24 protein-coding genes are annotated in these 24,210 nt (G+C 72.5%); 12 read left to right on the plus strand and 12 right to left on the minus strand.

Annotated features, from left to right (window positions below; all coding sequences use genetic code 11):
* Positions 1-24: 24 nt before the first annotated feature.
* The 6 genes from ACFCZ1_RS04710 to ACFCZ1_RS04735 are packed head-to-tail and all read right to left on the minus strand — an operon-like array spanning position 25 to position 6,041.
* Positions 25-1,005 carry an AfsA-related hotdog domain-containing protein gene (locus ACFCZ1_RS04710; RefSeq protein ID WP_376676899.1) on the minus strand — a complete coding sequence of 327 codons (981 nt, stop codon included), beginning with the start codon at positions 1,003-1,005 and terminating at the stop codon, positions 25-27.
* 27 nt (positions 1,006-1,032) lie between these two features.
* Positions 1,033-2,229 (minus strand): MFS transporter, encoded by a 1,197-nt coding sequence (locus ACFCZ1_RS04715; RefSeq protein ID WP_376676900.1) that lies wholly within the window; start codon positions 2,227-2,229, stop codon positions 1,033-1,035.
* Between the two features lie 56 nt (positions 2,230-2,285).
* A complete protein-coding gene (locus ACFCZ1_RS04720; protein ID WP_376676901.1) occupies positions 2,286-3,353 on the minus strand; it encodes an aldo/keto reductase in 1,068 nt (355 codons plus the stop codon).
* Positions 3,354-3,401: 48 nt separating this feature from the next.
* The gene (locus ACFCZ1_RS04725) at positions 3,402-4,544 is read right to left on the minus strand and encodes a beta-ketoacyl synthase N-terminal-like domain-containing protein (protein WP_376676902.1); all 1,143 of its coding nucleotides are present in this window, start codon (positions 4,542-4,544) and stop codon (positions 3,402-3,404) included.
* Positions 4,541-5,776 carry a beta-ketoacyl-[acyl-carrier-protein] synthase family protein gene (locus ACFCZ1_RS04730; RefSeq protein ID WP_376676903.1) on the minus strand — a complete coding sequence of 412 codons (1,236 nt, stop codon included), beginning with the start codon at positions 5,774-5,776 and terminating at the stop codon, positions 4,541-4,543. Before ACFCZ1_RS04730 ends, ACFCZ1_RS04725 begins: the two co-directional genes overlap by 4 nt.
* A complete protein-coding gene (locus ACFCZ1_RS04735; protein WP_328923731.1) occupies positions 5,769-6,041 on the minus strand; it encodes a phosphopantetheine-binding protein in 273 nt (90 codons plus the stop codon). Before ACFCZ1_RS04735 ends, ACFCZ1_RS04730 begins: the two co-directional genes overlap by 8 nt.
* A gap of 277 nt (positions 6,042-6,318) precedes the next feature.
* Between ACFCZ1_RS04735 and ACFCZ1_RS04740 the strand changes: the two genes are divergently transcribed.
* On the plus strand, positions 6,319-7,374 hold the full coding sequence (locus ACFCZ1_RS04740; RefSeq protein WP_376676904.1) for a 3-oxoacyl-ACP synthase: 1,056 nt from the start codon (positions 6,319-6,321) through the stop codon (positions 7,372-7,374).
* Between the two features lie 58 nt (positions 7,375-7,432).
* Positions 7,433-8,137, plus strand: a complete 705-nt coding sequence (gene fabG / locus ACFCZ1_RS04745) for a 3-oxoacyl-ACP reductase FabG (protein ID WP_376676905.1) — start codon at positions 7,433-7,435, stop codon at positions 8,135-8,137.
* Between the two features lie 299 nt (positions 8,138-8,436).
* Here fabG and ACFCZ1_RS04750 read toward each other — a convergent pair whose 3' ends face one another.
* Positions 8,437-9,162 carry a response regulator gene (locus ACFCZ1_RS04750; protein WP_376676906.1) on the minus strand — a complete coding sequence of 242 codons (726 nt, stop codon included), beginning with the start codon at positions 9,160-9,162 and terminating at the stop codon, positions 8,437-8,439.
* Positions 9,159-10,322, minus strand: coding sequence for a sensor histidine kinase (locus ACFCZ1_RS04755; protein WP_376676907.1), 1,164 nt, complete (start codon positions 10,320-10,322; stop codon positions 9,159-9,161). Before ACFCZ1_RS04755 ends, ACFCZ1_RS04750 begins: the two co-directional genes overlap by 4 nt.
* A 175-nt stretch (positions 10,323-10,497) precedes the next feature.
* Between ACFCZ1_RS04755 and ACFCZ1_RS04760 the strand changes: the two genes are divergently transcribed.
* The 3 genes from ACFCZ1_RS04760 to ACFCZ1_RS04770 are packed head-to-tail and all read left to right on the plus strand — an operon-like array spanning position 10,498 to position 12,711.
* Complete coding sequence (locus ACFCZ1_RS04760; RefSeq protein WP_376676908.1) at positions 10,498-10,977, plus strand: helix-turn-helix domain-containing protein; 480 nt, start codon at positions 10,498-10,500, stop codon at positions 10,975-10,977.
* 7 nt (positions 10,978-10,984) lie between these two features.
* On the plus strand, positions 10,985-11,530 hold the full coding sequence (locus tag ACFCZ1_RS04765; RefSeq protein WP_376676909.1) for a toxin: 546 nt from the start codon (positions 10,985-10,987) through the stop codon (positions 11,528-11,530).
* Positions 11,527-12,711 carry an MAB_1171c family putative transporter gene (locus ACFCZ1_RS04770; RefSeq protein WP_376676910.1) on the plus strand — a complete coding sequence of 395 codons (1,185 nt, stop codon included), beginning with the start codon at positions 11,527-11,529 and terminating at the stop codon, positions 12,709-12,711. Before ACFCZ1_RS04765 ends, ACFCZ1_RS04770 begins: the two co-directional genes overlap by 4 nt.
* A gap of 45 nt (positions 12,712-12,756) precedes the next feature.
* Here ACFCZ1_RS04770 and ACFCZ1_RS04775 read toward each other — a convergent pair whose 3' ends face one another.
* From ACFCZ1_RS04775 to ACFCZ1_RS04785, 3 genes are all read right to left on the minus strand, one after another.
* Positions 12,757-13,599 (minus strand): SMP-30/gluconolactonase/LRE family protein, encoded by an 843-nt coding sequence (locus ACFCZ1_RS04775; protein ID WP_376676911.1) that lies wholly within the window; start codon positions 13,597-13,599, stop codon positions 12,757-12,759.
* Positions 13,596-14,486: a DUF1611 domain-containing protein gene (locus ACFCZ1_RS04780; RefSeq protein ID WP_376677102.1), complete on the minus strand. Its 891-nt coding sequence runs from the start codon at positions 14,484-14,486 to the stop codon at positions 13,596-13,598. The genes ACFCZ1_RS04775 and ACFCZ1_RS04780 overlap by 4 nt, the downstream gene beginning before the upstream one ends.
* 229 nt (positions 14,487-14,715) lie before the next feature.
* Complete coding sequence (locus ACFCZ1_RS04785; RefSeq protein WP_376676912.1) at positions 14,716-16,248, minus strand: FAD-dependent oxidoreductase; 1,533 nt, start codon at positions 16,246-16,248, stop codon at positions 14,716-14,718.
* Between the two features lie 101 nt (positions 16,249-16,349).
* On the opposite strand from ACFCZ1_RS04785, the gene ACFCZ1_RS04790 reads away from it, so the two are divergent.
* The 7 genes from ACFCZ1_RS04790 to ACFCZ1_RS04820 all read left to right on the plus strand — a co-directional run bounded on the left by ACFCZ1_RS04790 (position 16,350) and on the right by ACFCZ1_RS04820 (position 23,814).
* Complete coding sequence (locus ACFCZ1_RS04790) at positions 16,350-17,150, plus strand: BTAD domain-containing putative transcriptional regulator (RefSeq protein WP_376676913.1); 801 nt, start codon at positions 16,350-16,352, stop codon at positions 17,148-17,150.
* A gap of 106 nt (positions 17,151-17,256) precedes the next feature.
* Positions 17,257-18,048, plus strand: coding sequence for a 4'-phosphopantetheinyl transferase superfamily protein (locus ACFCZ1_RS04795; RefSeq protein WP_376676914.1), 792 nt, complete (start codon positions 17,257-17,259; stop codon positions 18,046-18,048).
* A 353-nt stretch (positions 18,049-18,401) separates the two neighbouring features.
* Positions 18,402-20,834, plus strand: coding sequence for a SpoIIE family protein phosphatase (locus ACFCZ1_RS04800; RefSeq protein WP_376676915.1), 2,433 nt, complete (start codon positions 18,402-18,404; stop codon positions 20,832-20,834).
* 230 nt (positions 20,835-21,064) lie between these two features.
* Complete coding sequence (locus tag ACFCZ1_RS04805) at positions 21,065-21,391, plus strand: hypothetical protein (protein WP_376676916.1); 327 nt, start codon at positions 21,065-21,067, stop codon at positions 21,389-21,391.
* Positions 21,392-21,548: 157 nt separating this feature from the next.
* Positions 21,549-22,292: a TetR/AcrR family transcriptional regulator gene (locus tag ACFCZ1_RS04810; protein WP_376676917.1), complete on the plus strand. Its 744-nt coding sequence runs from the start codon at positions 21,549-21,551 to the stop codon at positions 22,290-22,292.
* A gap of 123 nt (positions 22,293-22,415) precedes the next feature.
* Positions 22,416-22,730 (plus strand): hypothetical protein, encoded by a 315-nt coding sequence (locus ACFCZ1_RS04815; protein WP_376676918.1) that lies wholly within the window; start codon positions 22,416-22,418, stop codon positions 22,728-22,730.
* A 10-nt stretch (positions 22,731-22,740) separates the two neighbouring features.
* Entirely contained in the window at positions 22,741-23,814 is a 1,074-nt protein-coding gene (locus tag ACFCZ1_RS04820; protein ID WP_376676919.1) for a M14 family metallopeptidase, read from the plus strand.
* 9 nt (positions 23,815-23,823) lie between these two features.
* Here ACFCZ1_RS04820 and ACFCZ1_RS04825 read toward each other — a convergent pair whose 3' ends face one another.
* Positions 23,824-24,207 (minus strand): VOC family protein, encoded by a 384-nt coding sequence (locus ACFCZ1_RS04825; protein ID WP_376676920.1) that lies wholly within the window; start codon positions 24,205-24,207, stop codon positions 23,824-23,826.
* Positions 24,208-24,210 lie beyond the last annotated feature (3 nt).

The raw sequence follows: 24,210 nt of genomic DNA on the forward strand, positions 1-24,210 counted from the left end.
GGTGGAGGCGGGCAGGCGGCGGGCTCAACCCAGCGCGACGTCCACCACGGCCACCGTCTCATCCTGCTGGACGGCGCTCATGCGCAAGGCCCCCCGACTGCCGTCTTCCTCGCGCGTGGCGGTCAGATGCACCTGGTCGTCCAGTTCGGCGAACTTCAGGAAGCGACCGTGCAGCCGCAGCACGCGTGCGGTGTCGGGATCCGGCGTGGCGGTGTCCTGCGGGCCGAGCAGCAGGGCGCACTGGCGCGCCGCCTCGCTGAAGACCATGGCCGGGACGTGGTCGTAGGGGTGGTCGTACATGCTGCGGTTGCGGTACGTACGGGGGCTGAGACGGGCGGTGAGGGTGGCCTGGTCCACCTGCACGGCGTCGAGGACGGTGTTCGCCGGGTCGAGCCGGCGCACCCGGGCCGGCTCGACCGGTGCTCCGGTGGGCTCGGCGGGCAGGGTGAACGCCGTGGGGACGGTGGTGCCGCGCTGCATGCGGCGCAGTGCGTGGTACTGGTCGGTGGGCGTGCAGTTGGTGTCCATGGTGAGCCGGCCCAGGGGGCGGCCGTCGAGCGTCAGGTCCATGGCGAAGACCAGTCGGCGCAGCCGTCCGCCGCGCCGGACGCGCTGGGTGACCTGTGCGTCCATGCGCAGCTCCCCGGGCCGTTCGCCGCAGCGGAGCGCCTCCGGCTCGGTGATGTCGAGCGTCCAGGACGTGACCATGAACGTGGTGTCGCGGGGCACTCCCTCGAAGAGGTGCGAGGCGTGGGTGACCGCCTGGCGGCAGCTCTCCAGGACGAGCAACGGGTCGTGGAACCCCCGCCCCGGCACATGGTCGCGGAAGTACGCGTGTGAGAGGGGAAGTTGCGCGGCGGCGGTGAAGATGCCCTCACCGGTGGCGACGGAATCGGTGAGGAACACCTCGGACAGGGCCCAGCGGTGGACGAGCGAGCGGGAGACGGTCCGGTCGTAGGCGGGGGTGGTGGGGCTGCGGGGCGCGTCCAGGACGGAGGCTTCCACGATGGCTTCCTTTCGGTTCGCTGGCGTTCAGTGCGCGGCGGCGCTGCCGCTCGGTGAGGGGACGGCGGGCGCGGCGGGGCGCTCCTTGCGCTCCGCCGCCACGCCGAGGCCGGCGAGGAGCAGTCCGGCGAGGGTGACGAGGGCCCCGGCCCAGTTGAGGGCGGGGTAGCCGAGGCCGGCGTCGATGATCCTGCCGCCGAGCAGCGGGCCGGCGGCGTTGGCGAGGTTGAAGGCGGCGATGTTCGACGCCGAGGCGAGCGTGGGGGCGCCGTCCGCCTTGGCCATGATCCGCATCTGCAGCGGGGAGATGGTGGCGAAGGTGGCCGCGCCGAAGAGGAAGACGGTCACGCAGGTGGCCGCCTTGTCGTGCACCGTGAAGGTGAACGCCCCGAGGACGAGGGTGAGCAGGGCCAGCGCCCCGCACATGGCGCTCTTGGGGGCGCGGTCCGCGATCCGGCCGCTGACGAGGTTGCCGACGAACATGCCGACGCCGAAGAGCACCATGATCAGGGTGACGGCGCCGTCGGTGAAACCGGTGGTCTGGGTGACCATTTCGGCAATGTAGGTGTACGAGGTCATGACGCCGCCGAAGCCGAGCACGGTGGTGAGCAGGACCAGCAGTACCTGCGGGCGGCGCAGCACCCTCAGTTCGGAGCGCAGCCCGGTGCCCTCGGGCGCCGGGGTCCTGGGCACGAGCGCGGCGATGCCCGCCAGGCCCACCGCGGCGAAGAGGGCGACCATCCAGAATGCCCAGCGCCAGCCGAAGTGCTGGCCGATGAAGGTGCCCGCCGGGACGCCGAGGATCGTGGAGAGGGTCAGACCCGCGGCGACCATCGACACGGCGCGGCCCTTGCGGTCTTCGGGGACGAGATCGGAGGCGACCACCATCGCGACACCGAAGAACGCGCCGTGGGCGAGGGCCGAGAGCACCCGGCCCGCCATGAGCAGCCCGTAGGTGGGGGCGAGCGCGGACAGGACCGTTCCGGCGAGGAAGAGCAGCATGAGCCGGATCAGCAGGCTCCTGCGTTCGGTGCGGGCGCACAGGACGGTGAGGCCGGGGGCGCCGATGACGACGCCGAGCGCGTACCCGGACACCAGAAGTCCCGCGGTGGGGATGGAGACGGAGAGGTCGGCTCCGATGTCGGGGAGGATCCCCGCGATGATGAACTCGGCGACTCCGATGGCGAAACCGCTGAGGGACAGGGCGATGACGGCAATGGGCACGGCTGTGCTCCTGGGTTGGGCTTCGGCAGTACTGGGGGGGGTGGGGGCGGCCGTGGTCAGGGCTGGATGTCTCCGGGCAGGTTCCGGTCGCCGGCGATGGCACGCATGTGCCAGTACGGGTAGGGCGCGGGCCGGTCGCTGGCCGCGTCCAGGCGCTGCCGCTCCTCGGCGGTGAGCTCCCACTCGACGGTGCCGAGGTTGTCCTGGAGCTGGCCGGGGCGGCTGGCGCCGAAGACCACGGACGTCACGGCGGGCTTGCTCAGCACCCAGTTGAGGGCGACCTGGGCGATCGAGACGTCGCGCTCGCGGGCGATGCCGTCGAGCACCTCCACCACGTCGTAGGCCTGCTCGCGATCGGTGAGCGGGGCGATGGAGGCGGGGCCCTCGTGTGCCAGACGGAAGTCCGCGGAGACGTCCTGCCCGCGCCGGTACTTCCCGCTGAAGAAGCCGCCCGCCAGCGGGCTCCAGACGGTGATGCCCACGCCCTGGTCGGCGGCGGCGGGCACGATCTCGTGCTCCAGTTCACGGGCTCCCAGGTTGTAGTAGCCCTGGTAGGCCGCGAAGCGGGCGAGGTTGCGGTGGTCGGAGATGTCGAGTGCCTTCATCAGCTGCCAGCCGGGGAAGTTCGAACAGCCGATGTAGCGCAGCTTTCCGGCGCGCACCAGGTCGTCGAGGGCGCCGAGGGTCTCCTCCAGGGACGTACGCGGGTCGGTTCCGTGGAGGTAGAGGACGTCGATGTAGTCGGTGCCGAGGCGGCGGAGACTGGCCTCGACGGCGCGGACCAGGTGGTGCCGTGAGGAGCCGGCCGCGTTGATGTCGTCGGGGTCGGTGCGAAAGCGGGCCTTGGTGGCGATGACGGCCTTGTCCCGGCGGTCCTTCAGTGCCAGGCCGAGCAGTTCCTCGCACTCGCCGTCCCGGTAGACGTCGGCGGTGTCGAAGAAGTTGACGCCCGCGTCGTGGCAGGCGTGGACGAGGCGGACGGCGTCGTCGCCCGCGTTGACGCCGAACTGGGACCAGTTCGCACCGGGCAGGCCGCCGAACGCGCCGGGGGTGCCGAGAGTGGCCGCTCCGAAGGACAGCTCGGAGACCTGGAGGCCGGTTCGGCCGAGGTAGCGGTAACGCATGGGGAGGGGTCCTTACGTGGTGGTGGGTCGGTGGGCGGGCGGGGAGCCTCAGGCGCCCGCGTGCGGGTGCAGCAGGACGGCGCAGCCGACCGAGCCGTCCGGGCCGACGGAGGTGACGAGGGCGGCCCGCTCGCCGCGGGTGTCGAGGTGGGGGTCGTGCCAGCGGGCGAGGACGGCGGCGACCTGGAGGGCGCCGCTCGCTCCGTGCGTCTCGCCGAGCACCTCCTGCACGCGCAGCAGATGCCGGTCGTCGGGGCCGTCGAGCGCCGCGCGCAGGGCGCGTTCCTCCACGGCCGCCCAGCCTCGCCGGCCGGCGGCACCGGGTGCGACCACGGCGACGTCGGCGGCGCCGACACCGCTGCGGGCGAGGGCGTCCCGCACGCAGGTGGTGAGGCGGCGGGCGACGGCGAGGGGCCCGCCCGCGGCGAACCCGGTCTCGACGGCCATGATTAGGGCGAGGGGGCCCTCGCCGGTGCCGCCGTCCGGGACCGTCCGCAGGGCGAACACCGCGGCGCCTTCGCCGAGTGCGGTGCCCGGTGCGAGCGATCCGGCCCGGTGCCAGGCCCAGGCGTTCTGGGGCGACAGCTCCTCCACGCCTCCCGTCAGCAGTCGGCGTGCGTGGCCGGCCACCAGGGTGTTGCGGGCGAAACGCAGTGCGTGCAGTGAGGCCAGTGGTCCGCCGGAGACGGTGGCGTTCGCGTCGGTGAGCCCGTGGCGTATGGCCGTGCGGCCCGCCGCGGCGTTCATCAGGGTGCCCGGGAAGGCCGACGGGTTCACCATGTCGGGGCGCTGCTGGACGAAGGTGTCCCGGGTGAAGCGGCCGACACCGGCGCTGCTGCCGACGGCGCTGCCGAGGACCACGCCGGTCCCGGAGCGGTCGCGGACCGGTCCGAGGGCCAGGGTGCATGCGGCCATGCCCAGTTGTTCGGCCCGCGTCAGGCGGTTCAGTCCCTTGGGGCCGAGGAGGTCGGCGGCCGGGAAGTCCGCCGGGCGCAGGGTGAGCGGCGGGTAGTCCTCCGCCTCGTGGGCGAGGGGCGGCTGTCCGCCGCCCGCGGTGCCCGTCCGCACGGCGTCGGCGAGGGGTTGCAGTCCCACGCCGGCGGAGCTGACCACGCCGGCGGTGTCCAGTGCCACGGGGACCACCGTCCGCGAGGTGGCGGCCGGACGCTGCTGGTCGTCCACGATGCTCATGCGGTGAACTCTCCGAAGATCGTGACGGCGTTGTTCCCGCCGAAGGCGAAGCCGTGGTTCTGTACGATGCGCGGCCGGGCGGCCCGGGCCCGCCCCTGGACGCAGTCGAGGCCCGGTCCCAGCGCCGGATCCACCCGGCGGAGCGTGGCGCTCGGCGGAAGGAAGCCTTCGGACAGGGCGGCGCAGCACACCAGGGCCCCGAAGCCGGCCGCCGCGCCCATCGTGTGCCCGAGCATGGATTTGATCGAGCTGATCGGCGGGGGGCCGTCGGTGAACACCTCGCGCACGGCGGCCGTCTCCGTGGAGTCGTTCGCCCTGGTGCCGGTGCCGTGTGCGCAGATGTAGTCCACGTCGCCGGGTTCGATGCCGGCGTGGTGGTGGGCGCGCCGGATGCACTCGGCGATCGACGCGGCGTCCGGGTTGGTCATGTGGCGGGCGTCGCAGGTCATGCCGTACCCGAGGACCTCGGCGTAGATCCGGGCCCCGCGTGCCAGCGCCGTGTCGAGGGGTTCCAGGAGCAGCGCCGCGCCGCCCTCCGCGGTGACGATGCCGTCGCGGTGTTCGTCGAAGGGGCGGGGGACGTCGGCGGCGAGGGCCCCGAGGCGGTGGAAGCCGGCGTGGGTGGCCCGGTTGGAGGCGTCGGCCCCGCCGCACAGTGCGGCGTCCGCCTCTCCCGTGCGGACCAGGTCGAAGCCGTAGCCGATGGCGTAGTTGCCGGCGGCGCAGGCGGTGCCGAGGGTGATGGACTCGCCGCTCAGGTCGAGTTCGGCGCTGACGGCGGCGGCGATCCGGCCGGCGTCGGCCTGGCCGGCGAGCGCCGGGTCGAGCGCGGCAAGACCGTGGTCGACCCATTGCCGGGTCAGTTCTTCCAGCACCTGTGACTCGCCGTTGGTCGTTCCGAAGCAGCTCGCCGTGTTTCCCGCGGACAGTGCGGCCGGGTTCACTCCGGCGTCCGCGACCGCCATCCGCGCTGCGGCGGCGGCGAAGCGTCCGCTGCGCCCCCATTGCGCGGGGTCGGTTCCCCGCAGGTGCATCTCCGCGTGGAAGCCGCGCACTTCACCGGCGAGGGTGCGGTCGAAGCCCGCGCCGTCGAACTGTCCGATCGGGCCGATGCCGCTGCGCCCGGACCGGATCGCCGCGGTGAGCGCGCGGGCGCCGAGCCCGAGGCTGCTCACCGCGCCGAGCCCGGTGACGACGACCCGGCGCCCCGTGGCGGAGGCCTCGTCAGACACCCAGCGCCTCCGGGGTGCTGTGCTTCTCGACCAGGAGGTAGGCGCTCGGCAGTTCGTCGAGCTCGGTGAGGTCCTCCTGCGGGATTCGGATGCCGAGGTCGCGCTCGAAGCGCGAGAAGATCTCGATGATCAGCAGCGAGTCCGCGTCGAAGTCGTCGGCGAAGCTGCTTTCGTCGGTCAGGGCGTCCACGTCCACTTCGAGGACGTCCGCGACGATGGCCCGCACCTGTGCGCGCCGGTCCTCGGATATCGCGATGTCACTCATCTCATTGCCCTTCGATTCACTGGTTGTGGGGGGCCGGATCGGGGAGATTCGCGTATCCCCGGTGCGGCTTGAACCAGCCAATCCCAGGTCCGGAGGCAGCGGCAAGCACTCCGAAAGTGACATGGGTGGTGCCTCCGCCGGTCCGTGCCGTCTGCCCATGGGGGTGATCCGCACGGGGTGCGGAGGTTTCCGGCCGTTTTTTGCCCGCACTTTCATCGGGGCGCCCGAGCATTCCGGCGATGAAGTCGATGCGATGTGCGGACAGGTGGTGCGGGGGATGAGACCGACCGAGCCGGTGGGCATAGTGACGGCCGGGCTGTGGCTGCCCGAGGGGCGGTCCCGGGCCTCGGGCGCGGTCGCCGCGGGGAGGTTGCGCGAGCGCGACGCGGCGGCCCTGGGCCATGAGAGCGTTCCGGACGCGGGGGCGGTCGCCCCGCCGGACGCCGCGGTCCTCGCGGCCCGCGGGGTGCTGGACGCGGCGGGCATCGAAGCGGGCGGGCTGGATGTGCTGGCGCACGCGTGGATGTACTACCAGGGGCACGACCTGTGGTCGCCGGCCCACTACGTCGCCCGCCGTCTCGGCGCTCTGCGGGCGCTGCCGGTCGGCATCCAGCAGGTGTGCAACGGCGGCGCGGCCGCCATGGGGTTGGTGACGGCGTGGCTCGCCTCGTCGGACCCGGCCCCCTCCGCGCGGCCGCGGCTGGGCATGGTGACGACGGGAGACCGCTTCGCCGAGCCCGGCTTCGACCGCTGGGCGGGCGACTTCGGAGTGGCGTACGGCGACGCGGGTACGGCCGTGCTGCTGCGCCGTCCTGCCGACGACGGGGACGTGCTGCTGCTGCGCTCGGTGGCGACGGTCGCGGATCCCCTGCTGGAGGAGATGCACCGCGGCACGGATCCCTTCTCGCCGGTCGCCCGCGGACACCGCGACCGGGTCGACATGCGCGCCACCAAGCGGGCCTACCTGCACACGCACGGAACCCTGCCGTTCACCTCCGCCAACCGCCGGGCCATTCGCACGGTCGTCTCGCAGGCGCTGGCCGACGGTGGCATGGACGGACGCGATCCGCGGCTGACCCATGTCGTGCTGCCCCGGTTCGGTGCCAAGACGCTGGCCGAGTCGTGGATCCCGGTCCTGGCGGAGCAGGTGGGCGGGGCGCAACTGCTCGACCTGGGCCGGGAGACCGGGCACCTGGGGGCGGGCGACGCGGTCGCGGGACTCGCCGACCTGACGGCCCGGGGCCTGCCGGCGCCCGGGTCCAGTGCCCTCGTCTTCAGCGCGGGGGCCGGCTTCACCTGGTCCTGCCTGCTGGTGGAGTCCCCGGCGCGATGACCTTCGCGCCGTTCACGAGACCGGGCGGTTGCCCGGTGTCCCAGAAGGAGAGAAGCTCATGTCACGTTCCGTCTTCGTCACCGGCGGCAACAGGGGGATCGGTCTGGCCGTTGCGCGGGCCATGGCCGCCGACGGCGACCGGGTGACCGTCGGCCACCGGACCGGGACGCCCCCGGACGGACTTCTGGGGGTGCGCTGCGACGTGACGGACGACGCCTCCGTCAGGGCCGCCTTCGCCGCCGTCGCGGCGGAACAGGGCCCCGTGGAGGTGCTGGTGGCCAATGCGGGCATCACTCGGGACACGCTGCTGCTGCGTATGGACGACGCCACGTTCGACGAGGTGCTGGAGACGAACCTGAAGGGTGTGTTCCGTACCGTGCGGGCCGCGGCGGGCGGCATGCTCGCCGCCCGCCGGGGCCGGATCGTGCTGGTGTCGTCCGCGCTCGGTTTCCTGGGCTCCCCCGGGCAGACCAACTACGCCGCGGCGAAGACCGCGCTGCTGGGCTTCGCCCGCTCGCTCGCCTGGGAACTGGGCTCCCGTGGCATCACCGTGAACCTGGTCGCACCGGGGATCATCGACACGGACATGACGGGCGGGCTGACCGAGCGGCGCATGAAGGAGGTCATGGGGATGACTCCGCTCGGCCGGCCCGGTACGGCCGAGGAGGTCGCCGCGGCGGTCCGCTTCCTCGCCTCGGAGCAGGCCGGGTACGTGACCGGCGCGGTCCTGCCCGTGGGCGGCGGCATCGGCATGGGCATCTGAGCAGTCCGCGGTCCGCGGCACTCGCGTGTGCCCCTCCGCGGCCGTCCCGGGCGGCTGCGGAGCGGCACGTGCCGCCCGGCGCCCCGGAGGGATGCCGTACGCGTCCGGCGCCGCTGTCCGGCTCCTTCGGGGCCGGGCAGCGGCGCCGTTGCCGGGGCGGGCCGGTGGCGCCGTGCGGCGTCACCAGAGGTGTCGTTCGCGGGGCCCGCGGTTCATTCAGGGGTGCAGGTGTATGGCCGGGCCGGGTTCCCGGCGCGGGTGCCGGTGCCCGGGCCGGGCGGCCGGTGCCCGTCCCGGGTCTACCACAGGACGGCGTCCGGCAGGCTGTGCGGGCCCCGGAGCACGACGTCCGGCAGGCTGCGGGCGTCCCGTACCCGGCGGGGGGCGGTCACCGGAGGAGCGATCAGACCGCGCTGCACCGCCTTGTTGGCGGCCTCCACCCGGGACCCCGCGTCCAGCTTGTCGAAGATGTTGCGCATGTGGCGTTTCACGGTCCCCTCGGCGATGTCGAGGCGGCGTGCGATGCGGTAGTTGCTCAGTCCGCTGGCGGCGAGCTCCATGACCTGCGTCTCGCGGACGGAGAGCGGCGCGATGTCCGCTGGTGCGGGAGCGGCCAGACTGCGGGCGGAGAGCGAGATGGTGACCCGGCTGCCGCCCGCGCACACGTCGCGCACCGTGCCGGCCAGCGACTGGTGGCTCACCGTCTTGTGCAGGAACCCCCGGATGCCGAGCGGCAGCAACGCCTGGACCAGTCCGGGGTCGTCATGCATGGTCAGCACCATGACCTGGGTCTCCGGCGCGGCCTGGCGCAGGTGCCGGACGGTGGTGGCCGGGTCGTGGTTGCCGGGCATTTCGATGTCCAGGAGGAGTACGTGGGGCCGGAATTCGGCCGCCAGGCGTACGGTCTCGGCGGCGTTGCCGGCCACGGCCACCACGTCGAAGTCCTCCTCGGCGTCGAGGAGTTCCGCCAGCGCGTCGCGCAGCAGGGTGTGATCGTCGGCTATCAGGATGCGAATGGGTTTCATGTCTCCCCCGGGTGCGGCCCGTGGCCGCTGGTCAGCGGCACCCACAGCAGCAGCCGGGTGCCCTTTCGCGGAGCGCTGAGCAGAAGGCAGCGCCCGCCCATCTGTGTCACCCGCTCGCGCATGGCCGTCAGCCCGCCCCGGTGTTCGCGGGGGGCGTCGTGGTGGAAGCCCCGCCCGTCGTCGCCGGCCTGGACCTCGACGCGGTGGTGTGAGATCCGTACACCGATCGTGACGGCCTGCGGATCGGCGTGGGTGAAGGAGTTGCGCAGGAATTCCCCGACGACGAGGACGAGCTCCCGACGGTGGGCCGGCGGCACCCGCGACTCGTCCCCCTCCACCGTCAGCCGCACGGGAACTCCGGCCAGGTTGAGCCGGTCCGCGTGGCGGCGCAGTGATTCCCCGAGGCCGTCCTGTGCGGTGCTGCGGGTCTCGCGCAGTCCGGTCACCAGGCCGCGCGTGAGGGTGGTGGCCTCCTGCAGCGCGTCGTGGACCGCGGCGAGGTGCCGCTGCGTTTCCGGATCGTCAGCGCCTGCGACCCGGGTCTTGAGCCGGTGGAGCTCCAGGTGGCGGAAGGCCAGGGCGAGGCTGCCGCCCAGGTGGTCGTGGACGTCGCGGGCCAGCCGGCCGCAGCAGTCGTCGCCCGGGGCCGGCGGGTGTGCCCGCAGCCGGGTCTCGTAGCCGTGGGCCGCGGCCCGGGTGTGGCGGGCGGACACCCTGCGCACGATGTCCGCCGCGTCGTGGGCGCCCGGCTCAGGGCCCGCTGGGTCCACCGTCGCGACGAGGGCGTCCGTGAGCCGGTCCATGGCGGACAGGCAGTCGGCGAGCCCGAGGTCCGCGGCGGCCCACCGGGCACCGAGCTCGCGGCAGGACGCCTCCGCGGGCCGTACGCGGTCCGGGTGTCCGCGCGTCCGGGGCCGGGCGGTCGCGTCGAGGGCGCGGGCGCACTCCGCGAGGACCAGTGCGGCGCCGGCGCGGGTGTCGCGCCATAGTTCCGGGAGCTCCACGAGTGGGTGTCCCTCGGCCCTCAGGGTGTCCGCGTAGCGGTCCAGCACGTCGGCGGCGGCGCGCCTCAGCCGGGGGCCGGGCCGGTCCGGCGCGGGATCCGCGCGGTCCGCCGCCCGGTGCGCGCCGCCACGTTCCGGCACAGAGATCTTCCCCACCCAAGCCTCCCGATCGGGCCCCCGTACCGGCCTGCCGTTTGTTGACGGCTGCCGGCATACACCCGCTTGTTCATCTCAGCTAACGGTTCGACCGTAGGTGCGGGCTTACGGGCTGTCAACTACGATTGGTCGTCATCACCCTGCCGGTTCACACTGGCGGACAGAAGGAGTGTTGATGCCCCCCTTGGCCGACAAGGTCGACAAACTCTTCAGGACCATCCGCACCAACGGCCGGGAATACACCTACGAGGAGGTCGCTCGTGGCTGCAGCCAGCTGAGCGGCGGCACGTTCTCCAAGACGTACGTCTGGCAGCTGCGCACCGGACAGCGCGACAACCCGACCAAACGGCACCTGGAGGCGCTGGCGGCGTTCTTCCGCGTGCCCGCCGCGTACTTCTTCGACGACGACACCGCCGAGCGGGTCGACGCACAGCTCGCCATCGCCTCGGCGATGGGCAACGCCGAGGTCCGGGACATCGCACTGCGGGCCATGAGCATGGACGACTCCGGCCGCAAGCATCTGGCGCGCATCATCCGCGAGGTCAGTCTGCTGCACTCGGCGGCCTCCTCCCGCGGGCAGGCGGCCCGGGGCAACGGAACGGCCGACGACCCGGAGGGCAGAGACACCGGCGGCGCGGCGGGCGGCGGGGAATAGACCGCCGATGCGATTCCTCCAGCGACACCGGCGCCGGTCCGGCCTCCAGGCGCTGCGCCGGGAAAGCCGACAGCGGCTGGCCTCCTTCGGGCTGCCCGAGTCCTACGACCTCATGACCCTGTGCGACCACCTCAGCGGCTCCCGGGGCCGGCCCATCCATCTGCTGCCCATGCCCCTGGACGCGTCCGGCCCGTGCGGGCTGTGGCTGGCCTTCTCGGACGCCGACTACGTCGTCTACGAGCAGCACACCAGCCGGCACCACCAGGAGCACATCATCGCCCACGAGCTGGCGCACATGCTGTGCGGCCACCGCAGCGGGACCGCCGATTCGCCGGCCGTCGCCACGCTCTTCCCGGACCTCGACCCGTCGCTGGTGCAGGACCTGCTGTGCCGGGACAACTACTCCGACGCCCAGGAGCGGGAGGCGGAGGTGATGGCGTTTCTCCTCGGTGAAGGCCTGCGCTCGCAGCCCGGCACGGCCGCCGCCGAGACGGACGGGGTGATAGGCCGCATCCAGGGTTCCCTCGACTGGCGCCGCCGGGACCGGACATGAACAGTGTCCGCTACCCGCTGGGCGCGCTGGTCTGCTGGCTGGCGTTCGCCCGCACCCTCCCACCGGTCCTGCGGCGCGGACCGCAGCCGGCGCTCGTCGCCCTGTGTGCGTCCTTCGGCTGCCAGGGCATGTACCTCGCCATGTCCACCCCGAGCCACCTGACCGGAAAGCTCTTCGGCACGGTCACCTGGTACAACGTCTCCGTCCAGATGTGGATCATCGCGGCGATCGCCTGCCAGCAGGTACTGCTCATCCACTGGCTGCACCCGCGGGAGGAGGCCCGCGTCCGCGCGCGCCGCCGACTGGCCCTGCTGGCCTGCGTGCCGTTGGCGATGGCCGTCCTCTTCGAGCTCGCCGTACTGCACGGACACCCCCGGAACAGTTTCGTCCACCCGCGGGAACAGCCGTACTTCGTGGCCTACCAGGTCGTCTACCTCACGGCCTTCGCCCTCGGGAAGGCCATGGTGGCCAAGGCGTGCTGGTTCTACGCCCGGCGGACCGAGGACGTCTGGGTACGGCGCGGACTGCGGACCGCGGCGGTCGGTGCGTGCCTCGACCTCGTCTACTCCCTGGGGCGGTTCGCGGACGTGTTCCTCGTGAGCCGCGGATGGGACCCGACCGCCTGGGCGAACGTCACCCGGACCTGCCTGACGGTGGGGCTGACCCTCAACACCATCGGATGGACGGCGCCGTTGTGGGGCTCACGGGCGCAGGCGGTGCGGGCCTGGTGGGCCGACTACCGCCGCTTCCGCCGGCTGCGCCCGCTCTGGTACGCCCTGTACCGGGCCCACCCCGAGACCTCCCTGCAGCCCGCTCCCCGCAGCGACCTCTTCGCCCTGTGGGACCTGCGTTTCCGCCTGCACCGGCGGGTGATCGAGATCCGGGACGGCTGCCTGGCCCTGGGCGGGCAGGCTGCCCCCGGACTGACCCCCGCCCCGGGGCCGGACGGGAGCCAGGAGGAGCGGGCACGGTGGGAGGCGGCACGCATCGCGGCCGCCCTCGCGGCGCGGCCCGGGCCGGACGGGAGGGATGACCGGGCGGACGACGCCGGACCCGTGTCGGTGATGAGCCCGGACGACCTGGACTTCTCCGCCGATGTGCGGTGGCTGGTCCAGGTCTCCCAGGCCTTCGCCCTCTCCCCCGTCGCACGGCCGGAACCGGACCGCGCGGCCGCCCCGTGACCGTTCCGCCACCCCGTGACCGTTCCGCCGCCCCCCTGACCCTCCTCAGCCGGCGAACGCCGTGGGGGCGAGGCCCTGCCCCGCACCGGGCACGACGAAGACGCTGCCCGCGAGCGGTTCGTCGTGTTCGGGCGCACGCCGCGCCGTGGTGACGTAGAGGTCGGTCAGGTCCGTCCCGCCGAAGCCGCACGCGGTGGTGAGCGCGGCGGGGAAACGGATCTCCCGGTCGGGCGCGCCCCGGGGTGTGTAACGGCGGACCGCGCCGCCACGGAAGAGGGCCACCCACACGCCGCCGTCGGTGTCGACGCACAGACCGTCGGGCACGCCGGGCGTGCCGGTCAGCTCGGCGAACGGACGCGGGCCGGAGGCCTCCCCCGTGGACGGGTCGTAGTCGAGCACGTCGATACGGCACGTGGGGGTGTCGACGAAGTACATCCGCCGGCCGTCCGGGCTCCAGGCGATGCCGTTGCTCAGGCGGGTGCCCGAGAGCGCGCGGTGCGTCACGCCCTGGGCGGAGACGCGGCCCAGCCAGCCCGGGGCGGACGGGCCCGCCATGGTGCCGACCCAGAGGCGGCCCCGCCCGTCGACGCCCGCGTCGTTGCCCCGTACCCCTTCGGCCGACCAGTCGGCGAGCGGGCGCAGCGACCCGTCGGGCTCGCACACCGCCACGCCGTCGCGCATGCTGAGCACCAGGCCGCCGCCGGCCCGGGGCTTGGCGGCGGCGACGGGCTGTTCGAAGCGCAGGACCGTGTCGCTGCCGTCCGGGGGGCACAGGCGGTGCACCTCCCCGCGGTTCATGTCGACCCACAGCAGCGTTCCGTCGGCCGGGTCCCAGGTCGGGCACTCGGCGAAGGCGGCCACCGCGCGCAGCGCCACTTCCACGCTCATCTCACGGCCCCCGCCCGGCCGGCGCCGTCCGCCGCGGACCACACGGCCTCGGCCGCGTCGAGCAGGACGGCCGCGCCGTCGCCGTCGAGGACGTCGGCGACCGGCAGTCCCAGATGGCGGAGCCGGCGGACGTTGTCCCGGCCGCGGGTGGCGATGGCGGCGACGGGGGCGCCACCGAGGGCTTCGACCGTGCGGATCTCCGCCTCCAGGTCGGCGAGGGGCAGATGGTCCCAGTGGTAGCGGGAGACCCGGTCGGCGTCGTGTGCGAAGACGACCGCGTCGGGCTGTGAACCCTGGAGGATCGCGCTGGCCAGGCCGCCGAACGCCGGGTGCATGACGGACGCCTGACCCTTGATGATGAGCAGATCGTGGCGGGGGTCCGCCTGTTGGACCAGATGCTCGACGAGGCCCGCCGCCTGGAAAACCGGCGTCCGGTCGATGATCGCGCCTTCGGTGCATCCGGCGAGCAGACAGGTCTGGCCGGTGCCCACGTAGCCGGAGTCGGTCCCGCGCGAAAGGGCTGCCCGGTGTATCTGGAGAGCAGCGGTGCGCTTCCCCACGACACAGTCGCTTCCGGCGACGTGAATCAGTTTGGCGCGGCTCCTGGGAACACGCCCGGAATACTTGGGCAGCACATCGTGCGGACGTCTCACATCGACAATGCGCTGGCCTTCCGCGAGCATCCCGGCGAGTTCCGTTTCGAGCAGCCGTACGTGGAGGCAGGAAATGATGTGAAGGCCTCTGCGGACGGCTGCGCATATCTCGTCCCACCAGAAATCCGGCAGGTCGCCCGGATCTCTCGGCGTATGCAGGAACTTTCCGTCCAGCGACTCACCGAAATCGGACTCGGTCAGCGCCATCACCAGCGCCTCGGGGCCGTATTCCATGGCCTCGGCGAGGGACCCCACGACCGGGATGGCGGTTCCCGGGAGCACAGATGCCGAGGTCGGGTGGGGGTGCGAGCGGTCTACGACCGCCACGGGGCGGAGCACCGTGCTGTGCCGGATCACCCCCTGGACGGTCTTTCCCTCGGGATGGGCGAATACTCCGTCGGCGAACAGAACGGCAGGGAGCGGCAACTGGGAAAATTCTGAAAGAAGCACCGTGTCATCCTAACTACCGCACCGGAGCGGTATGCCCGGTCAAATCCCGGACCATCGAGTGGAGTTCATCACGGAACGGGTCGCTCAGTGCCGAGATCGTCCCGTCGGGCCGTACGAGAACGGCACGCGGGCGGCTCATCCGCAGCAGGTCGTGGCTGAAATTGTTCGTATCTGAAATCACGGTGACGCGGATACTGTCGTGCGCCTTCCGAAAGATATCGGCCACGCCCTCGACGTCCCTGCGGTGCCTGCCCGTTCCGGGGAAGAGGAGCAGCAGCGGCGCCGGGTCACCCAGCTCGTCCCGCAGCCAGCGCCCGCGCTGTGCGTCGAGCGGTACGTCCGGCAGTCGCATTCCGGTCCGCAGATGGCCGGCCTGCTGCCGCGGCCCCGGATGCGCGAAGGACAACTGCGCCTGGCGCGGCACGACGACGCGGTTCAGGACACCGCTGCGTCCCGCGGCCCCCAGCGCCGCGTCCCGGGCCCGCGCGCGCCAGCCGCTCATCGTCCACATCCGCGTCTGGAGGTCGGTGTCGCCGACCACGGCCCGCGCGACCCTCAGCCGCTCCTCCTCCCACTGCGTCAGCGCCTCGTCGCCCCACCGGCCCTCGCGCACCCCGGCGAGGCGCCAGGCCAGGGAAGCCGCGTCCTCGATACCGGTGTTCAGCCCTTGCCCTCCCGCCGGACTGTGGATGTGCGCGGCGTCTCCCGCCAGCAGCACCCGGCCTGCCCGCAGCCGGTCGGCCACCTTGCGGTGCACCTTGAACACCCCGGCACGCTGCTCACCGATCAGCTCGATCGGCACGGGGCACCGCTCCGAGGCCGCGCGCTGCACGGCCTCGCGGGCGTCGTCCACCGCCATACCGGGCGCCGCGCTCACGAACGTCCGGTACATGCCGCCCGGCAGCCCCACCACCACCAGCACTCCGGCGGCCGACATGAAGTAGTGAACCTCGTCATGTGCCAGTGAGGTACGGACCGGACCGTCCGTGAGCAGGAACTGCTGCGGATACGAACTGCCCCGGAAGGGCACCCCCAGCACCTCGCGGACCCTGCTGTGCGCGCCGTCGCAGCCGACGAGCCAGCCGACGCGTTCCGTCACCCGGCCCCGTGCCGTCTCCAGCTCGGCGCTCACCCCGGCGCCGTCCTGGGTGAAGGAGGTCAGGGACGTCCCGAACTCGATCGTCCCGCCCAGCTCCCGGAAGGTGTCCCGCAGGACCGCCTCCGTCTCCTGCTGCGGGATCGACAGGGCGTACGGGTAGCGCGTGCGGCGCATTCCGCCGAACGCCAGACGGGCGACCCGCTCCCCCTGGGAGTGGTAGTTCTGTGCGCGCAACACGACGCCGCGCCGGTGCAGTTCGTCCGCGGCCCCGAACCGGGCCAGGGCCTCGATGCCCCTCGGCCACAGAGCGATCGCCTTGGAGTGGGGATTGGGGCGCTCGGAGCGGTCGACGACGCGCACCGGCACGCCGCGCCTGAGGAGTTCGATCCCCGTGACGAGCCCCACCGGGCCCGCTCCGACGATGAGCACCTGCGACGATTCGGTCATGATTCCACCTTCTGTGCGGATGTCTCTTTAGGCGCAGCCATGCGCTTCTTGCGGGGCAGAGCCGCCGGACGGGGCCCGCCCGCGTGCTTGTATTCCAGCCGGTGAACGGCGATGCGCACGGTGTCGCCGGCGGACTGACGGAGGTGCTGGCAGCAGTGGCCGGCCAGATCTGTTTCTCGGTGCTCGGAGCTCTCGGCGTCTCCACGGGCACCACCCCCCACACCCTGCGCGGCCCGATGGTGAACAAGGTGATGGCCCTGCTCCTGCTGCGCGCGGGCCAGGTGGTGGAGGTCGACACCTTCATCGACGAGCTGTGGGAGGAGCGGCCCCCGCGCTGGGCGCTCAGCACGCTGCGCACGCACGTCTACCATCTGCGCCGCCAGCTCGACGAGGTCCTGGAGGTCCCGGCCCAACGGCTGCTGCACACCCGCCGGTCCGGCTATCTCCTGGAGATCGACCCCGAGCAGCTGGATGCCACCCGGTTCACGCGGCTCTTCCGGGACAGCGAGCGGTTGCTCGCCCGGGACCGGCCGGACGAAGCCGTCGCCGCCTGCCGTGAGGGGCTGGCGCTGTGGCAGGGCCGCGCACTGTCGACGGTGCGGCCGGGGCGGGTCCTCACCGGTCACGTCCAGTACCTGGAGGAGCTGCGCGTACGGGCCCACCAGGTGCGCGTCGAGGCGGAGATGCGCCGGGGCCGCCACACCCACCTCGTACCCGAACTGCGCGACCTGGTGGCCGCGCACCCCTTCAACGAGTGGTTCCACCACTCGCTGATCGAGTCCCTGCGGGAGTCGGGCAGACGCGGCGAAGCGCTCAGCGCCTTCCAGGCGCTCAGGACCATGCTCCGGGACGAGCTGGGGCTCGAACCCACCGGCGGTCCGTCGTGGCGCGTGCCTGCGTGACGGGATCGCGCACCCTCTGGACATGGCCCTCCTCCTCGCTCTGCCTGGATTGCTGATGGTGGTTCGCCGTCATGAAAGCCCGATAAAAGCGGGGGGAAAGGACCGCGTGGCGGACGGAATCTGTCACCTTGGAGGCACGGACGGCCCCTCCTTCAGGGGCACGGGGACGCCGGTCCTGGCCGTGCGCCCCGCGCGGGACGTGATCGCCGTCCTGCGCCTGGCGGACGGGGACGGAGACGGGGACGAGTGCGGGTGCGGGGACGGGTGCGGGTGCGGGTGCGGGGACAGCCTGCATCCGGCGGAGCGAGCCCTCGTACGGGGAAGTCCACCGGCCCGCCGCCGTGACTTCGCCGCGGGGCGTGCCGCGGCCGCCGACGCCCTGCGGCTGCTGGGCCGGTCGGGTCCGGTCCTGCGCGAGGCCCGGCGCCCCCGCTTCCCGACAGGGGTGCGGGGATCCATCAGTCACTGCCGGGGCGCGGTCGCCACCTGTCTGGCCACCACCCGGAGGGACATATCCGCCGTGGGTGTCGACGTCGAACGCGTCGGCCGCCTCTCACCGGAGACCGCCGGCCTCGTCTGCACGCCAGCAGAGCGCGACCTGGTGGCCGACGGCGACGTGGCCGGACGGCTCCTCACGGTGATGTTCTCGGCGAAGGAGGCCTTCTACAAGGCTGCCACCGCCCTGGAGCTCCCCCGCGAGCCGGTCTTCCACGACCTGGAGGTCCGCCCGGATCCCTGCCAGGCCAACGGCAGTGGCCACGCCAATGCCAACGGGCTGTGCCTGACGCCCGCCGCAGGACTCCTCCCCGACGGGTGCACCGTCCGGGGCCAGGTCCGGTCCGTAGGCCCGTACGTCTGGACGACGGTGCTGCTCCAGCCCGGCGACGGCACGCCGTGAGCCGGCCGCCGAGGACTGCGTGCCGAGGCCGCTCCGCCACGGTGCGCGAGCTCCTCCCGGTGGCGCGGACCCGGGCCTCCGGGAGAACCAGGGCACGGGCCCCGGGCCGGGTTCACGCCAGGTCCGGTCCTCGCGGGCGCCGCCCGCTCGGCCCCCGGACGCCCACACCATGATCGCCGTACGCCAACCGTGGCCGCACCCGCCCGGCCACGGGCAGGGTGGGGCACGGTCCACGCGGCATGGTCGGCACGGGCCCATCCGGCCCGCTCTCCGACTCGCCCGAACGGTCCCGGGCGCGACAGCATGGAGGGAGGGCGGTCGGCGCGACGCCTCGGAAGGAGGCGATACGGAAAGTGACCAGACATCGCTTTGCGTTCTGCGGGGCCGAGCTTGCCGCTGTCTACGTGGTCGCCGACGAGCACAGGGAACTCCATCTGGCCGAGCTGATCGGAAACCGGGGCGTCCTCTACGGACTGCCCGCGATCCTCGCCGTGGCCAGCCATTCGCCCGCCGCCAATGCCTTCCGCTCCGGCAGCCCGCTGTGGCTGACTCCCAAGGAACTGGCTTCCTTCATCGAGGATGATCCCCACCACTTCCCCACCAGGGTCGGGGACGGTGACCCCAACTCCCCCGCCACGATCTCGCTGGGCGCGCTGCCACTGGGACACGGCGACCTGGAGCTCGGGTGCCTGATCGTCGCCGGCGAGGTCGGGGACGGCTTCAGCGCCGACGACCGCAGCCTTCTGGAGCTCTACGCCGATCAGGTGGCCGCCGGACTCGAATCGGTGGCCGCTCGCTTCACCGGGCGCAAAGCCCCGCAGGCACATCTGGGTCAGTCCCTCGTGCCTCACCAAGGCGGCGCGTTCATCCTGGAACTGAGCACCGGCCGCATGGAGGCCCACGCGCACGTGCTGGAACTGCTCGGTCTGCCTCCCGAGCAGTTCGACGGGCAGGTGGAGACCCTGCTCGCCTGCGCCGTCCCCGACGACATGCCCGCACTGATGGCGGTCGTGGAGCCGGACCGGCTGACCGCCGCCGGACAGCAGCTGGCCTTCCGGATCCGCCGCCCGAACGGTGAGCTGCGCTGGCTGGGGCTGCGCTGCCGGGTGGAGGTGGACTCCGACGGCACACCGCAGCGCGTCCTGGGTGTGGTGGCCGACGCGACCTATCTGCGGCCGAGCGCCGACGAGGTCTCCCTCGTGCAGCGGCTGTCGGCCACGCTGGCGGGAGCAGCGACCATCCGGGAGGTCAGCCGGCTGGTGGTCGCCGCCCTGCGCGAGCCGCTCGGCGCCTCCCGGGTCGCGGTCGGTGAACTGGAGCACGAGCGGCTGATCGTCACCGCCCTCGATCCTCCGGAGCCCGATGCCTGGCCCGAGATCTGGCGCTCGGAATGGCGGTCCGAGTGGCCCGACGCGTCGCTCAGCGACCTGCCCACCCTGCAGAGCGCGCTGCGTGGGGGGCATATGAGTCTGTGGCCGCCGGGCGCGGAGCTCGAGCCCGGCCTGCTGGGCGTCGGGGCCGGCGGTCTCGCCGTGCTGCCGCTGCCCGCCGAAGGCCGGATGGTCGGGGTGTGCCTTGTGGGGTGGGACGGCGAGCACCGGTTCGGACCGGAGGAACGCTCGCTGCTGACCGCGGCCGCGGGGCTGGTGGGGCAGGCTCTGGTGCGCGCCCACGCACTGGACGCGGGCCACGAACTCGCCACCATGCTCCAGCGCAGTCTGCTGCCGCGAAAGCTCCCCGAGCTGCCGGGCGGGTTCGCCGTCGCCCGGTACTTGCCCGCGACGGCGGGACTGGAGGTCGGCGGCGACTGGTACGACGTCATTCCGCTCGGGGACGGTCATGTGGCGTTCGTCATCGGGGACGTACAGGGGCACAGCGCGGGAGCCGCCACCATCATGGGCCAGATGCGTACGGCGGTCAGGGCCTACGCGGTGGAGGGCCACCCGCCCGACGTGGTGGTCGCGCGGGCCAACCGGCTGCTCGTCGGCATGGAGACCGACCTGTTCGCCACCTGTGGGTACGTGGACCTGGACATGGAGGAGGGCATCGCCAGGATCGTACGGGCCGGTCACCTGCCGCCGATCCTGCGCCGTCCCAACGGCGTCACCGAGGAGATGACGGTCGAGGGCGGCCCTCCGCTGGGCGTGCTCGCGGAAGCCGAATTCCCCATGACCGAGGCGGGGTTGCTCCCCGGAAGCCTGCTCGTTCTGCTGACGGACGGCATGGTCGAGTCCGCCAGGCTGCCTCTGGAAGAGGGCATGCGGCGGGTGTGCGAAGTGGTCGCCGCGGCCGACCCGGCCGATCCCGGAGGGGTGGCCGACGAGTTGGTCGCCGGCGTGGGCCGTCGCGACGACGACGTGGCGTTGCTGTTGCTGCGCTACGACGGCACACGGGGCCGGCCGCTGCGGAGCCACTGGACGGTGTGGCGGCTGCCCAAGGCCGTCATGCACGCGCGCCGCTTCGCCGCGCGCACCCTGCGGTCCTGGGGGCTGGTGGAGGAACTCGACGCGGCTCTCCTGGTCGTGTCCGAGCTGGTCACCAACGCCATCGCGCACACCCAGGGCGAGGTGGGGATGGATCTGACCCTGTCGGCGGACCGGCTGCGGATCGCCGTGAACGACGCGTCGCCGCGCAGCCCCGTCAAACCGGTGTCGGTCAGCTGGGAGTCGACCGGCGGCCGCGGGCTGCTCATCGTCGAGGCGACGACGATGGCCTGGGGCTCGGTGCCGCTCAGCGGCGGCAAGCAGGTGTGGGCCGAGATCCCCTGGCACCGCGCGAGCGGCTGAGCCGAGGGCCGGGGGCCCGCCGCGTCCCCTCACCGCTTCGACCCAGCACGGTTCCTGACACGGTTGCGGATGCGGTTCCCGGGGACCGGCGAGGGCGCAGGCGCACGCGCAGGCGGCCCCGTTCTCCGCAGCATGCGGCTGGCACGTCGCCGAGGGTGCGGGCCGCGCCACCGGGTCCCGGCACGGGGTGTCCGTCCCAAGCCGCTTGACCTCGCCGTGCCCCCAGTACCGTGACCGGCCCGGTCCACCGGGTCGCGGCCCCCGGCACGGCGTACGTGAACGAGTCCAAGGGCACGGACGAGCCGGGCAACCTGTGGCGCTACAAGTGGAGCAACGGCCAGCTGGTCCAGGAAGGCCAGGCCGTGAAGACCGCCCGGGGCGCCGAGGACCTCTACGTCGAGCGGGGCACGGGGCGGTTGTGGTCCCTCTCCGAGCACCGGCCCGGGGTGGCGTCCGACTGCACGGCGAACCGGGACCCCGCCGACCCGGTGGGGACGGACTACTGCCAGCGCGTGCTCTACGGACACAAGCTGAGCTGGCTCAACGGCCGGCCGTAGCCGGCGAGGCGGCCCCGCCGCCCGACTGGGGCGGCGGGGCCGGTGAGGGCTCGGGAGACTCCGGTTCACGGCCAGCCGGATATTTCATGGAAATACGGACTATATTTAGTTGATATCCCTACAACATAGGCCGTCCGCCCGTGAGGGGAGTGCCGACATGGATGAGCGGGACACCCCGGAGAGGCGCAGGCGCCTGAGCCGCCCGCTGGTCCTCGCCGCAGCCGTCGCCCTCGTCGACCGGGAAGGGCTCACAGCGCTCACCATGCGCCGCCTCGCCACCGATCTGGGCGTGGAGCCGATGGCCATCTACCGCTACACGGCCGGAAAGGACGCCCTGCTCGACGGCCTGGTCGAGGCCTTCTTCGCCGAGGTGAACGACCGGCTGCGGGCCTCCGCCGAAGGGCCCCCCGCCGACCGGGAGACCACGTCGGGCGGTCCGCCCTGGCGCGCCGAGCTGCGCCGCATCGCCCGCGCCTTCGCCGCCGCGGTGCACGCCCACCCGGAGATCCTGCCCGTGGTGGCCACGCGCCCGCTCGGCGTGCCGGTGGCCCGGCGGCCGGCGCCGGCGCTCAAGCTCACCGAGCACATCCTCGATGTACTCGGCCGGGCCGGCTTCGACGACGCCACCACGCTGACGATCTACCGCGCCTTCGCGGCCTGGAACCTCGGCTACCTGCTCGTGGACAAGCGCCAGGTGATCGACGATCCCGAGGAGCCGGACGCCATGCTGCGCCTGGGCCTGCACCGGATGCCCGCCGCCGAGTACCCGCGGCTGCGCGCACTCGCCCCGCGACTGACCGAGTTCGACGACGAGCAGGAGCTGATCGCGGGCCTCGACTGCCTGCTGAGCCGGATGCCCGAGGCGCCGCTTGACTCGTTCTACGGCGGAAGCGCAGGCTGAGAGTACGAGGTACACATCGGACATACACGTACGGATTCAACTGTTCGTGTGTCAGCGTGCGCGCCGTCCCGGCAGCTTTGGCACCGCTGATGTGAGCCCGACGGCGCCCGAAGGAGGCCCGTCATGTCCAACGACCACACCATCCTGCGCGTCCGGGTCACGGCGAAGGACGCCGACACCCTGCGTGCGCTCCTGCGCGAGACCCGTCCGGACGTCGGTGGGCGCATCGACCAGGGCGGAGACGGCACTCTCAGCTTCGACGCCTACGTATCCCCCGAGAAGGCCGACGCCCTCCAACGCGAAGGCGTGACGGTCACGACCCTGGACGACGCCACCGCCACCGGCCGCGCCCGCCAGGCCGAGGTCGGGGAGGGAGACCGATTCGCTCCCGAGGACGCGGTTCCGCTGGGACTCGCCCTCAAGGTGAAGGACACCTAGGAGGGACGCCATGCCGTACCTGAACATCACCGAGGTCGCGTCCGGCGTGACCAGCCTGGCCTCCGCGTTCCCGGGCACGTGCGACCTCATCGACCTGCCCGAGCACACCATCGAGGGCCGGGCCTCCCGAGCCCTGCGGATCGGCACCGCCCAGGGAGGGGCCAACGACGCCGTGGTACTGATCGGCGGCGCACATGCCCGGGAATGGGGCAGCTGCGAGATCCTCGTCAACCTCGCGGCCGACCTGCTGCACGCCCACACCGGCGGTACGGGCCTCGCCTACGGGGGCAAGAGCTTCACCGCCGCCCAGGTGCACAGCATCCTCGACGGGCTCGACGTCGTCGTGTTCCCACTCGTCAATCCGGACGGCCGGCACTACAGCCAGACCGTCGAGCCGATGTGGCGCAGGAACCGCAATCCGGCCCAGTCCGGTGGCGACCCGGACGCGATCGGCGTCGACCTCAACCGCAACTACGACCACCTCTTCGACTTCGGTACCGCCTTCCACCCGGACGCCCCGGTCCGGGTCTCGGCCGACCCGGCCGACCCCGATCAGGTGTACCAGGGCCCCAGGCCCTTCTCCGAGCCCGAGACCCGCAACGTCCGCTGGCTGCTCGACCAGTTCCCGCGGACCCGCTGGTTCGTCGACGTACACAGTTACACCCAGACCATGCTCTATGTGTGGGGCGACGACGACAACCAGTCCATCGATCCGACCAGGACCTTCCAGAACCCCGCCTTCGACGGCCAGCGCGGCCTGAAGCAGGATCTGCTCTACGCGGAGTTCGTCCCGAAGACCGACGCCGACGACTCCGCCGTGCTCGCCGAGCAGTTCTGCAAGGGGCTGAAGGGCGTGCGCGGCAGGCAATACACCGCGAAGTCCGCCTTCGACCTGTACCCGACCTGCGGAACCAGCGACGACTACGCCTACGCGCGCCACATCATCGATCCGCAGAAGGGCAAGATCCTGGCCTTCACGGTCGAGTGGGGCGAGAGCTTCCACCCGCCCTGGGCGGAGATGAAGAAGGTCGTCCTCGATGTCGACGCCGGGCTCGTGCAGTTCTGCCTGACCGCTCTCACCTAGCCGCACCACTCACAGGGGCTGGAACCGGGTGCGCAGGAGGCAGAATTCGTTGCCTTCCGGGTCGGCCAGGACGTGCCAGCTCTCGGCGCCGGTCTGGCCGACGTCGACGGGCCTGGCGCCGAGCGCGAGCAGCCGCTCCAGCTCGGCGTCCTGGTCACGGTCGGTGGGGTTGACGTCGATGTGCAGTCGGAGCTTCCCGGTCCGCGGGGCGCTGCTGGGACTGAGGACGAGGACGGGCTGCGGGCCGCCGAAGCCGCCGTCGGGCGGTCCGATCGCGATGCTCCCGTCGTCCTCCCGCCCGAGTTCGACGTAGCCGAGGACCTTGCTCCAGAATGCGGCGAGCCGGTCGGGATCGGCGACGTCGATGACCAGCTCACTGATGCGGCATGCCATGCG

It is taken from the genome of Streptomyces sp. NPDC056224 (assembly GCF_042267665.1).
Lineage (GTDB): Bacteria > Actinomycetota > Actinomycetes > Streptomycetales > Streptomycetaceae > Streptomyces.